Genomic DNA, 12,432 nt, shown 5'->3' with positions numbered 1-12,432 from the left:
CAGCTCACTTTCACAACTCGTCGGGGGCGGAACCGCCCCTGGTCCCAGCAGAATTCAGTCACGTGGGGGTCTCACCGTAGTCGCGTCACCGCGAATGGTGACAGCCCAAGATCGGTCACGGTTACCCCTCGTCCGGTGGACGTAGCGCTCCGCCGGTCAGGCCGATACCGAGGGCGTCCGCAGCCTCGTCGGCGAGCCGGCTCTGCATAACGGCCGTGTCGCGCAATTCCTGCACCTGGCGGAACGCCCGCCCGTACCGTTGCTGGTCCGGCAGCGTCATGACCGGCACCTGCAACCGGCGGACGTCGACCCGCACGATGGTGCTTCCGGTGGCGGCCGCGTTGACGTTCTCCTCCGCGCTGAGGAACCCCGCGAGGAACCACGCGTCCAAGCGCTGCGGGTCGGGGCGCAGCAGGAGATGCTGGCGGCCCAGCGGTCGACCGTCGTCCGCGGCAGCGGCGACGCGGGCGCGGTAGGGCCGGGCGAACAACTCCGGCAGGATGACATCCCCCGCACGGATCTCGACGTCTGCGTCGACGGTGGCAGCTCGACCAGCGGGTACCGCGCGCAGCAGCGTCAGCGCTCCGCCTCTGAGCAGGTCCGCGACAGCCGTCGTACGCCAGGTTTGCGGCTGTTTGCCGGCGGCGGTCCACCGCTCGCTCCGCTCCGTCACACCGATCAGCGCCTCCGCCGCGTGTCGCAGCTCGACGTGCATCCGCCGCACCTGGCGCAGGTGATCCGCGGGCCGGATCGCCACCGTCACCGACTGAACGTGCCGGGCCGGAGCAAGGTCGGTCGGCCCGGCGAGCAGATCGACGACCGGCACCGCCCGCGCCACCGAGGGCACGGCTTCGAACACCCCGCCGTCGTACGCCGACCAGGCACTGAGCGCGGCGTCGCGGACGGACTCCCAGCCCTGTCGGCCTGGCCCGGCTGCGTCGACGAAGAGCACGGTGTCGGGCGCCGTCTGAGCTCCGTCATCGGGTCGCGTCAGGACCCACAGATTCAGACCGATGTGCGGGGGTGGCGCGGCGCCGGCCGGCAGCGCGATGACCGCTCGGAGCGCCCCGCTCTTCACCAGCTCCGCTCGGATGCGGCGACCGGAGGCGCGTTCGGCGGTCGCGGGAGGCATCAGCAGGACTGCCCGACCGCCGGGTGCGAGATGGGCGAGACAGTGTTGGACCCAGGCCAGCTCGGGCTCACCCTTCGGTGGCAGGCCGAAGACCCAGCGCGGGTCGTACGCGAGGACCTCCTGGCCCCAATCGCGGTTGCCGTACGGGGGGTTACACAGCACCCCGTCGACTCCCAGGTCCGGGAATGCGTCGTCGCGCAGGCTGTCCCCACCTCGGATCTCGGCGCGGACGTTCCCGTACTGCAGTCCGAGGCGTGTCGCGGCCTGCGCCGCCTGAGTTGGCACCAGATCCTGCCCGTACAGTCGGCGAGCCCCACGACGGGCAGCTGCGGCCAGCAGCCCGCCCACCCCGCAGGCTGGGTCGTACACGTCGGCGGGGAAGCGCTTGTCGGGGCCGGGCAGCAGGTCGGCCATGAGATCCGCCACCTCCGCCGGTGTCCGGTACGTGCCGGTCGTGGTCGAATCGTCAGTGCCCCGCTCGCCGATAAGGTCGGCGACGACGAGCGCGCCGTCTACACGCACGGACCGCAGCAGCGCCCGCAGGACCCGGGCCTCGTCGCCACCGTAAGTCACCGCATCGCCCGTGAGGTCGGTGGCACGCCGGACCAGATCCCTGTCGGGCAAGTCCAAGACCCTGTCGACGTATGCGGGGGCGAGCCGGTGCGCGGCGAGCACCAACGGCAGCAGTCGTAATGGCTCACCCTTCTCGGGGCGTTCACGCAGAGCCGCTCGCATCTCCTCCGCCGGCGTCTCCGCCGGCAGCTGACCTCGACCACTGAGCCAGGAACGGACCGCGTCCAGGTCGTACGCGGGGCTTGCCTCGGTCCCGCCGGAGGGCGAGGGGAAGTCGGCGTGGCGGCGGCGCCAGTTACTGACAGTCGCCCGGCTGACGCCGGCCATGCGGGAGATCTCCGCAGCGGTGACCTGTGGCATGTCTGCTCCTCGTTGACAACCAGTCAGCGCAACTCTAGGACAGCAGACGGTTGATGGCAACAACGTGGTTGACAGTGCTTTCACGCGGTGCTTTACTTTCGCTGCTTTCGCCGCACTGGATGCGGCGCAATCCATCCCCCTGCGGCGTTACTGAACGCCGCCACGCCCCGATTCAGGAGAAGCCATGCGGAAGACCACGACCTTCGCCCTGCTCGCCACCGCTGTCGTCGCCCTCGGCTGCGGCGCTGGCTCGACCGACAACGCGAGCAGCTCCAGCAACGACGCCGGCGGCGCCAAGGGTGACGACAAGCCGAAGACCGCCAAGGTCGGCGAGCCGGCCCGGGACGGGAAGTTCGAGTTCACGGTCAAGTCGTCCAAGTGCGGCGTGGGCAAGGTCGGCAGCGCCCCGCTCGAGCAGAAGGCGCAGGGCCAGTTCTGCCTGGTCACGGTCAACGTGAAGAACATTGGCAAGGAAGCGCAGATGTTCGACGGCAGCAGCCAGAAGGCGTACGCGGCCGACGGTACCGAGTACTCCGCCGACTCCGGCGCGGCGATCTACGCGAACAAGAACGCCGAGACGTTCCTCAACGACATCAACCCTGGCAACCAGGTGAAGGGCGTCGTGGTCTTCGACATCCCGAAGAGCGTCAAGCTCACCAAGCTCGAGCTGCACGACTCGATGTTCTCCGGCGGCGTCACCGTCGCCCTGAGCTGACCCCTCGCGCCGAGGGCGGGACCCGCGAAGCCCGTCCTCGGCGTACCCCTCCCCCGCACCACCGCCACCCCGATTCTCAACGCGAGGAGATCGACGTGCGCCGTGCGAGCCAGCCGACCACGACCAGGCCCACCACGACCAGACCGACCAACCGCCGTGTCGTCCGCAAGGACGTCACCCGTCCGCCGTACGAAGCACCCACCCTCTTTGACCTCGACCTGCCCGAGCGGCCGGAGGGCACCTATCTGACGTCGGTCTACCAGCTCGAACGGGTGACGCCGACCGTCGATGGCCTTCATGAGGCGGTGAACCACCGCTACGTGCGACAGCACGATTTCCTGGTCGAGGAGCGCCTGGTCGCCGGTGCACCGGCGCTGCTGGTGCACGGGACAGTGCCGCGCCAGCGGGCCGACTGGTGCGATGTGCTCGCCTCGCTGACCGGAGAGGAAACCGACCTGGGGTTCAGCAGTGGCGGTGCCGCGTTGCTCGTCGCGGTGGACGGCAACGTCTACGCCCTCACCTACGGCACCGTCGGCCGTCACATGGTCGATCTGGACCTCGCCAACCCAGGCTTCGGGATCGGCTTCGCGGTGCGGTCGCTCGCCCCCGACGAGATCAAGCAGGTACGCCGGCGGGTGTTCGGCACCACCGGCCGGGTCGACCGCAACATGGTCCCGGGCGGTCAGCACATCCGGATGTACGGCATCGACAAGTGGGGCGAGATCGTCGGCCAGGTCTGCGGGCGGACGTTCAACCCGAACCTGACCGTCTGCCGTTCCACCGGCAAGGCCACCCCGGTCGAGGGCAGCGACACCCTGCGCATCCACCTCGGTGTCGAGCCCGCGAGCCTGCTCGCCGACCTGCGGGAGATCGATCGGGTCCGCAAGCAGGAAGCACCCTTCGCTGACCTGGAGTTCATCACCCAGATCCGTCCGGTGCCGGCCACGGACCCACGGCTGTCGACGGCGGAGGAGCAGCTGGACCGGCTGCTCCGGTTGCCGGATCCGGCGGAGGTCGGGCTGGCCGTACCGGGCCGGGTCTTCAGCGAGATCGAGCGGGTCCAGTCGTACAGGCTTCGGGTGCCGAAGTCCGGCCTCGCGCCGGCGCGTCTGCCGGAGCTCACGCTGGCGGACGTGCTCGCGCAGACCGAAGGCGTCCCGGACGGCGAGCGGTGGCCGTCGCTCTGCAACGGACGCGTCACCCTCTACGCGGACACGGCCGGCGAGGAGGAGATCGATTCCACGGCGGTGTCGCGGTGGATCACCGCACAGCTCGCGCACGGGGAGAGTCAGCTTCTGCTGCACGAGGGCGGCTGGTACGAGATCGGCGACCAGCACCGCAAATTCCTCCGCGACGAGATCGAGCAGATCCTGGCCAGGCCGGCCAGCTTCGCTCTCCCGGCCTGGACCGCCGACCTGCCGGACGAGGAGGCGTACAACTTCCGCGCCGCGGAGGTCTGCGGCCTGACCCTGCTGGACCGGAAGCTGCTGCGGACGGGCCAGCACCACCGCGGTTTCGAGGCCTGCGACCTGCTCGGGCCCGACAACGAGCTGATCCACGTCAAGCGGTCCAGGGGCAGCTCGGCCTTGAGCCACCTCTTCGCGCAGGGCGCGGTGTCGGTCGACGCGCTGCGGTACGAGGCCGACGCCCGCACCGCGCTCGTCGAGATGGTCAAGCGGCAGCCGTCGGGGCGGGTCGTCGACCTGAACTTCCAGCCCCGCAAGGTCATCTACGCGATCGCCCTCGGCTCCGGCAAGCCGCTCACCGTGGACTCGCTCTTCACCTTCGCCCAGGTCGCGCTCTACCGGGCGATGAAGTCCCTGCGCAACGAGGGCGTCGGGGTCGAAGTCGTCGGCATCCCGTCCACCTGATCCGTTCACGACATCAGCTCCACAGCCTCCCGCTCAACAGAGGAGAGAACCATGACCGAGCCTCACCACCAGCCGGACCCACCGGCCGAGCCCCCGGCTCAGCCTGGTACCCCGGCTCAGCCCGAGACCGTGGGCGCAACGAGCCCGCAGCCCGTCATCCGCAGAAGGTCCCAGGTCCGCTGGGTCATCGGAGGACCCGGTCATCAACACCTTCGAGGTGACCGGCGACTCCGCCTCCGTTCAGCAGGAGGAGACGGCCAGCACGAAGCGCTCCGGCGACAAGCTGACCGCGGTCGTGACCGACGTGTCGGAGCTGTGAGAACTCAGTGAACCTGTCCCCATCACTAGACGTCAGGAGGCGTCGTGCGCCCCGATGAGTTCCTCCGCGCCCTGACCCAGCTCCCCCCGCCCCTGCACGACCGCGTCCTCATCCTTCGTCCCTACACCCGCGCCACCCGCTGCGACGACTGCCAGGGCATCGGTGACGCGGTCCACCTCGCCCTCACCGCCGCCCACTACGACGAGCTGACCTCCGCCGCCGAGCTGCTCGACACCGCCGAGCGCCTCGCCGCCACGCACACCGAGCACTCTGGGCGCAAGGCCGACTGCCTGCCGCTTTCCGGCCAGGACCGTGGGCGCGGCCGGGTGCTCCGCTGGGCGCAGGCGTCCGGTCCGCTGGTGGCGGCGACCGACGCCAGCTGGAAGGGCTGCGCCGGTGGCATCGGGTACGTGGTCAGCGACGGTCACTACGGTCTGCTCGGGCGGGGCACCGGCCGGCTCGACCCGACCGGCAGGTCCCGAGTGCTCGTCGACGAACTGCGCGCGGTCGACTATCTGCTCACCGGGTATGACGAGGTGCCAGCGGGCATGACCGTGCTGCTGGACAGCCTGACGGCCGTGCGGTATCTGCACCGCTGGCAGGCCGGCGAGGCCGACGCCATGCCCGCCGGCTACAGCCTGCGGCAGCGCCGCTGGTCCGACAAGCCGACCCTGGTCCGGCTCGCCGAGCAGGTGGCTCACCGTCCCGACCTGACGTTCGCGCACGTCAAGGGGCACAGCGGCCACGCCCTCAACGAGGCCGCGGACGGCCTGTCGCACATGGCCCGCCGACGGCGGGAGGAGTCCTTCGACCTGCGTCCTCGGGCGCACGCCCTGGTCGACGCGTTCCTGCGCGACTGGCACGCGAACGCCACGGTCTGACCGCGCGACCGCGGTAGTCCGCACTTCCACCGCTCACCCCGGGCGGGTCGACGAGCCGTCGGCCCGCGGACACCACACGCCTGGAGACGACAATGACCCAGCCCGCACAGACCACCGCCCCGCTGATCGAGCTGATCTTCGACCGACTGGCCGCCGCTGACGACGTACCGACCGAGACCGCCGAACTCGTCCTCGCCGCCCTCACCGGCGAAGAGGACCTGACCGCCGCGCTCGCCGGTACTCCCACCCGGCTCGACCCCCGCTCCCCCGCCGACGACAGTCCGGCGGAACGGATCTGGTTGAAGTCGGTGACCGTCGCCGGGTTCCGCGGCGTCGGCCCGGAACGGACCATCCAGATCGGCCCCGGCCCGGGCTTCACCCTGGTCGTCGGCCGCAACGGATCCGGCAAGTCCAGCTTCGCCGAGGCCGCCGAACTCGCCCTCACCGGCGACAGCGCCCGTTGGGCCGACAAGACCAGCGTCTGGCGTACGGGGTGGCGCAACCTGCACAACCCGGACCCGTGCTGGGTGGATGTGGAGCTGCGCGTCGACGGGGTGGCCACGCCGACGCGGGTGCACCGGGCCTGGCCGGTCGGCGCGGAACTGGCCGACGCCGAGGTGACGGTCACCAGTGCTCAGGGCCGGCACGCGGACCTCTCCGAGCTGGGTCTGGCCCGCTCGCTGGAGCTGTACCGGCCATTCCTCACCGCGGCCGAGCTGGGCAAGCTCGCCGCGGGAACGCAGAGTCAGCTCTTCGACGCGCTCTTCGCGATCCTCGGGCTGGACGCGCTCACCGACGCCGACCAGCGTCTGCTGCGCGCCGCCCGGCCGCACGACACGGCAATCAAGGAGGTACGCGCACAGCGCGCCACCCTGGTCACCACGCTCGACGGGATCGCCGACGACCGGGCCCGGCGGACCGCCGTTCTGTTGCGCGGCCGGGGCGCGGTCGACCTCGGCGCGGTGGCGGCGGTCCTCGACGAGCCGGACGAGGCGACCACCGACCGGGAGGTGCTGCTCTGTCGGGAGCTTGCCGCCCTCGCCCCGCCGCCGGTCGACGAGGTGACCCGGCTGGCCGGTCAGCTGCGGGACGCGGCGGTCGAGGCCCAGCGGTACGACGGTGGCAGGTCCCGGGCGGCACTGCGGAGCGCCGAGCTGCTCCGCCTCGCCCTCGAACATCACGAGGACGAGGGCGACGGGTCGTGCCCGGTCTGCGTCACCGGCACCCTCGACGGTGGTTGGCGTGCCGCCGCCGCACAGTCGCTCGGCGAGCTTCGGCAGCGCAGCGTCGCCGCCCAGACGGCGACGACCCGGCTGACGGCTTTGCTGCGGCAGACGCACCACCTGATCGACGACCTCGCGGTGCCCGAAAGCCCCGGGTCGGAGCCGACGGTCGGGGCGCTGCGCAACGCCGTGGCCGCGCTGCGGCGCGTACCCGGGGAGCCGGCCGAGCTGGCCGACCACCTGGCGGCGCGGTACCCGGCGGTGGTGGCGGCGGTCGACGCGGCCCGCGCGTACGCCGAGGGGTTTCTGCGGCAGCGCGACACCGGCTGGCGGGCGGCGGCGGCCGACGTGCGCGAGTGGGTGGCCACCGCCGGCGGGCTGCCGGCGCGGGAGGCGACAGTGGCCCGGTTGAAGGCCGCGCGCGCCTGGCTGAAGGACGCCGGTACGGAGATCCGCAACGAGCGGGTCGCGCCGTTCGCCGAGCACTCGCAGGAAATTTGGGCGCAGCTGCGGCAGGAGAGCAACGTCGAGCTGGGATCGATGACGTTGGAAGGCGCGAACACCCGGCGGCGGGTGGTCTTCCCGGTCAGCGTGGACGGCGCCGACAACGGCACGGCACTGGGTGTGATGAGTCAGGGTGAGATGCAGGCGCTCGGGCTGGCGACGTTCCTGCCCCGCAGCTGCGCCCCGGAGAGCCCGTTCCGGTTCATCGTGGTCGACGACCCGGTGCAGAGCATGGACCCGTCCAAGGTGGACGGTCTCGCGCGGGTGCTCGCCGAGCTGGCCGAGCAGCGGCAGGTGGTCGTCTTCACCCACGACACCCGGCTGCCGGACGCGGTCCGCCGACTCGATCTCGGCAAGGCGCGGATCATCGAGGTGACCCGCGCGGAGAAGTCGATGGTGACGCTGCGGCCCGGCTCCGACCCGGTTACCCGCTACCTGGACGACGCGCACGCGTTGGCGCGCAACGAGGAGATCCCCGCCGAGGTGCGCGGACCGGTGGTTGCGGAGCTGTGCCGTTCTGCGGTCGAGGCGGCCTGCCACCGCTCGGTCTGGCGGAACCGGGTGGCGCGGGGTGTCCGGCACGCCGACATCGAGGAGGCGATCGAGGACGCGTCCCGACGGGTCGCCACCATCGTCGCCCTTGCGGTGTTCGACGACGCGGAGAAGGGTGGTGACGTGCTCGGCTGGCTGGGCCGCCGGCACGGACGACGTGCGGTGAACGCGTACCAGGCGTGTCGGGAGGGTGTGCACGGCGCGTACCTGGCGGATCTGCCCGGCCTGGTCGCGGACGCCCGCCTCCTCGCGGCGGCGCTGTCGTGACCGCGCCGACGCCACAGCGCTGCCTGGCGGCGGCCGATCAGCTTCTACGCGGGTCCGGACTGTTGGGAACAGTCGCGGTGACTGCGGGCTGGTGGCCGCGGGCCTGCGCCTGCCTGATCCGGCTCGCCCTCGAAGGCGGCGTCGACGCCTACTGGCGGCGGGTGAAGCCGACCGTCGCGGCGTGCCGGCAGGGCCGCGCGAAGCAGTTGATGCTGCGCGGCCGGCTCGGTCCGGGCCGCGAAACCGCCCGCCGGGTGGCGTTCGCCTGGGCGACGCTCTCCGCCGCCACGCACCACCACTGCTACGAGATGGCCCCCACGGCAGCAGAGCTGCGTCGCCTGCACACCGAGGTGAGCACCCTGCTCGCGCGACTTGATCCGACCGTGGACACCAGAGACTGACCACGTTCGCCTGCCAACTCGTCACGGGGCGTCTGGGCGAGCAGGTCAGCGCGACAGCTCCAGTGGCTTATGGTGATAAACCAGACACCCGGTGGGCTGGTGTCCGGTCCGGGCCGTGGGATTCACGCTGTTCAGCCGGAGGGTGGCCGATGACCGCGAACGCTCGCGACATCGACGACTGCTGAGATGGACTGGGCCGGATGGGCGTTGTTCGGGTTGGTCGCCACCGCAGCGCTCACCGCGGCGATGATCACCGCTCAACTGGCCGGTCTCACCCGGCTCGACATCCCCCTGGTGCTCGGGGCCTTCGTCACGGAGGACCCCGACCGGGCCCGGGTCGTCGGCTTCTTCCTCCACCTCTGCACCGGTCAGGGTTTCGCCCTGGGTTACGCGGCCACGTTCGCGCTGTTGCACCGGGCGGACTGGTGGATCGGGGCGCTGCTCGGGATTGTGCACGTCGGGATCGCGCTGACGGTGATTCTGCCGCTGCTTCCTGGTGTCCATCCGCGCATGGCCTCGCAACGGGCGGGACCGGCCAGCACGGCGGTGTTGGAGCCGCCCGGGCTGTTCGCCCTCAACTACGGCATCCAGACCCCGCTGGTCACGGCTGTCGTCCACGTCGTCTACGGGGCTTGTCTCGGGCTGCTCCTGCAGGCCAGGTGACCGGCGCTCGACCGCCGTCCCGGCCCGACACGGGCTGCTCCCCGGCGTGGCGCATCGAGGAGCGATCTCCATGAACGGCGGGCCACCGATCAGCGACTACGGTCTGCTGGGCGACACGCGCGCCGCCGCCCTGGTCGCGAGTGACGGCGCGATGGACTGGTTCTGCGTTCCCCGCTTCGACGGCGATCCTCTCTTCGGCCGACTGGTCGGGGGCCCGGATGCCGGAACGTTCCGGGTGGGCCCGGCCGGGCCGGCCTCCGTCGTTGAACGTCGTTACCGGCAGCACACCGCCACCTTGGAGACCACCTGGGCGGCGGGCGGCGGGCGGCTCCGCCTCACGGAGGCGATGGTGGCCGAGGTCAGCGGTCGCCTGCTGCCCACGACACTGATCGTGCGACGGCTGTCGGCCGAGCAGGCAGCGGTCGAGGCGGTGGTGGAGTTCGATCCCCGCCTTGGCGCGCGGCACCACCGGCCCCGAGCACAGCACCGGCGCCAAGGGCTCGTCTGTGAGTGGGGGGCGTTGGCGGTCGCGCTGAACAGCACGCCCACGTTCAGATGTGAACCCGGTCGGCCCACCTCGATCACGGTCCGGCCGGGACATCCGGTCACAGTCGTACTGGCCGTGGCCCACCGCGAACCGGTGATCCACGTCGACCCGACAGCCGCCTGGGAACTGCTCGTCGAGGACGAGGCCCGTTGGCGGTCCTGGACCGCGGAGATCGACGAGCGGTTGCCGTTCCGGGAACACGTCGTACGCAGTCTGCTCACCTTGCGGCTGCTGACCTACTCGCCCTCCGGAGCGCCGGTGGCCGCGCCCACCACGTCGCTGCCCGAGGATCCCGGCGGTGTACGGAACTGGGACTACCGCTATGTCTGGCCCCGCGACGCGAGCATCGGTGTCGGCGCCTTCCTCAGCGTCGGCAAGACCGACGAGGCGCGCGGTTTCCTCGCCTGGTTGTTGCACGCCACCCGGTTGCAACGGCCACGCCTGCCGGCGCTGCTCACCCTGCACGGCCGGCGCGTTCCAGCGGAACGTGACCTGGCCGGTTGGCCCGGCTACCTCAACAGCGTTCCGGTGCGGATGGGCAACGGCGCCGCCGGTCAACACCAGCTCGACGGCTACGGGTGGGTGATCGACGCCGCCTGGGTGTTCGCTCAGGCCGGGCACCGCCTCCCGGCCGAGACGTGGCGGGCGGTACGCGGTTTCGCTGACGTGGTCGCCGGTCGCTGGCGGGAGCCCGATGCCGGTATCTGGGAGGTACGGGAGCCGGCCCACCATGTCCATTCCAAGCTCATGGGCTGGCTCGCGCTGGACCGGGCCCTGGCCATCGCTGGCACTCATCCCCTGCCGGAGCGTCAACGTCGACGCTGGCAGGACGCCCGGGACGCCATCGCCGCCAAGGTCCGGACGCGCGGTTTCGACCCGACGGCGGGCAGCTACGTCCGCACCTACGGCTCGCCGGATCTCGACGCGGCCCTGCTCGTCCTGCCGCTGCTCGAGATGGACCGGACCGATTCACCCCGGGTACGCGGCACCGTCGACGCCATCCGGGAAAGACTGTCCGCCGGCGGTCCGCTGCTCTACCGCTACCCGCCCGGGCGGGACGGGCTGCCCGGCACCGAGGGCGCGTTCCTGCCCTGCTCGTTCTGGCTCGTTCAGGCCCTCGCCCGCACCGGGCGTCGCCGTGAAGCCGTCGAACTGTTCGAGGCCATGCTCGACCACGCCAGCCCACTCGGCCTCTACCCGGAAGAGGTGGACCCGGCGACGGGTGCCCACCTCGGCAACTACCCTCAGACGCTGACGCACGCCGCGTTGATACAGGCCGCGCTCGCCATCCGAGACGCCCCCACGCGGGTAGGGTTCCGATCATGACGATTCCGCACCTGACGGCCGCTGACGGCACGACTCTGCCGGCGATCGGGCTCGGCACGTACAAGCTGAACGGCTCGGCGGGTGTCGACGCGATCGGTCAGGCGATCCGAACGGGCTACCGGTTGATCGACTCGGCGGTGAACTACGAGAACGAGGGCGCTGTCGGCCGGGCCGCCCGGTCGGCCGGTGACGTGCGGGACGAGCTGGTCGTCACCTCGAAGTTGCCGGGCCGGCACCACCGCTACGACGAGGCGCTGACCACCATCGAGGAGAGTGTGTTCCGCACCGGCCTCGACCGGGTCGACCTGTACCTGATCCACTGGCCGAACCCCAAGGAAAACCTGTACGTGCAGGCGTGGCGGGCGCTGATCGAGGCGCGTGCGCGTGGCCTGGTGCGGCACATCGGGCTCTCCAACTTCCTGCCCGAGCACATCGAGCGGCTGGTGGCCGAGACCGGGGTGGCCCCGGTGGTCAACCAGATCGAGGTGCACCCGTATTTTCCGCAGCAGGAGGCGCTCGACTACCACCGGGAGCACGGCATCCTGGTGCAGGGGTGGAGCCCGCTCGGCCACGGCAACGACCTCCAGCAGCACCCCGTGGTCGTGGAGATCGCGACCGCGCTCGGCGTCAGCCCGGCGCAGACGATCCTCGCCTGGCACGTGGCCCGTCAGGTGATTCCGCTGCCCAAGGCCGCCTCCCCGCAGCGGCAGGCCGAGAACATGGACGTCTTCGGTATCACGCTCACCGACGCGCAGGTCGAGGCCATCACCGCGCTGGGCCGCCCGGACGGGCGCCTCTCGGACCAGGACCCGGCGGTGTACGAGGAGTTCTGATCGCCCCCGAGCATGCTCGACCAGCACCACGGAGCGTGATGCCTGCGGGACCGGACGCGGTAACGAGCGTGATGACTGTGAGGCATCAATATGCCTGTGAGTCATCACGCTCATCACCACATCGGCCGGCAACATTCACGGAGCCCGAACAGCGACAGCGTGACCGGTCGGGCGTTGTACCCGTCGCGGACGGTCACCTCGACCCGCTCGTTGGTGGTCGGCACTGTCGACTGCCCGTGCTCGCGGCTCTGCGGGGGCGTCGGCG

9 protein-coding genes are annotated in these 12,432 nt (G+C 71.1%); 8 read left to right on the top strand and 1 reads right to left on the bottom strand.

Annotation, left to right across the window (positions count from 1 at the left end; translation table 11 throughout):
- Positions 1-121 precede the first annotated feature (121 nt).
- A complete protein-coding gene (locus ABZU43_RS11820; RefSeq protein ID WP_355006492.1) occupies positions 122-2,065 on the bottom strand; it encodes an N-6 DNA methylase in 1,944 nt (647 codons plus the stop codon).
- Positions 2,066-2,249: 184 nt separating this feature from the next.
- Between ABZU43_RS11820 and ABZU43_RS11815 the strand changes: the two genes are divergently transcribed.
- The 8 genes from ABZU43_RS11815 (at position 2,250) to ABZU43_RS11780 (ending at position 12,167) form a co-directional block, all read left to right on the top strand.
- On the top strand, positions 2,250-2,780 hold the full coding sequence (locus ABZU43_RS11815) for a DUF4352 domain-containing protein (RefSeq protein WP_355006491.1): 531 nt from the start codon (positions 2,250-2,252) through the stop codon (positions 2,778-2,780).
- Positions 2,781-2,875: 95 nt separating this feature from the next.
- The gene (locus tag ABZU43_RS11810; RefSeq protein WP_355006490.1) at positions 2,876-4,651 is read left to right on the top strand and encodes a DUF6119 family protein; all 1,776 of its coding nucleotides are present in this window, start codon (positions 2,876-2,878) and stop codon (positions 4,649-4,651) included.
- A 363-nt stretch (positions 4,652-5,014) separates the two neighbouring features.
- Positions 5,015-5,851, top strand: coding sequence for an RNase H family protein (locus ABZU43_RS11805; protein WP_355006489.1), 837 nt, complete (start codon positions 5,015-5,017; stop codon positions 5,849-5,851).
- Positions 5,852-5,943: 92 nt separating this feature from the next.
- Positions 5,944-8,397 carry an AAA family ATPase gene (locus ABZU43_RS11800; RefSeq protein ID WP_355006488.1) on the top strand — a complete coding sequence of 818 codons (2,454 nt, stop codon included), beginning with the start codon at positions 5,944-5,946 and terminating at the stop codon, positions 8,395-8,397.
- 77 nt (positions 8,398-8,474) lie between these two features.
- Positions 8,475-8,798: a hypothetical protein gene (locus tag ABZU43_RS11795; protein ID WP_355006487.1), complete on the top strand. Its 324-nt coding sequence runs from the start codon at positions 8,475-8,477 to the stop codon at positions 8,796-8,798.
- Positions 8,799-8,984: 186 nt separating this feature from the next.
- Positions 8,985-9,461: a hypothetical protein gene (locus ABZU43_RS11790; protein WP_355006486.1), complete on the top strand. Its 477-nt coding sequence runs from the start codon at positions 8,985-8,987 to the stop codon at positions 9,459-9,461.
- 70 nt (positions 9,462-9,531) lie between these two features.
- On the top strand, positions 9,532-11,334 hold the full coding sequence (locus ABZU43_RS11785) for a glycoside hydrolase family 15 protein (RefSeq protein ID WP_355006485.1): 1,803 nt from the start codon (positions 9,532-9,534) through the stop codon (positions 11,332-11,334).
- Complete coding sequence (locus tag ABZU43_RS11780) at positions 11,331-12,167, top strand: aldo/keto reductase (RefSeq protein ID WP_355006484.1); 837 nt, start codon at positions 11,331-11,333, stop codon at positions 12,165-12,167. The genes ABZU43_RS11785 and ABZU43_RS11780 overlap by 4 nt, the downstream gene beginning before the upstream one ends.
- Positions 12,168-12,432: the final 265 nt, after the last annotated feature.

It is taken from the genome of Micromonospora sp. NPDC005205 (assembly GCF_040608275.1).
GTDB lineage: Bacteria > Actinomycetota > Actinomycetes > Mycobacteriales > Micromonosporaceae > Micromonospora.
This window is presented reverse-complemented; position numbering and strand designations above follow the sequence as displayed.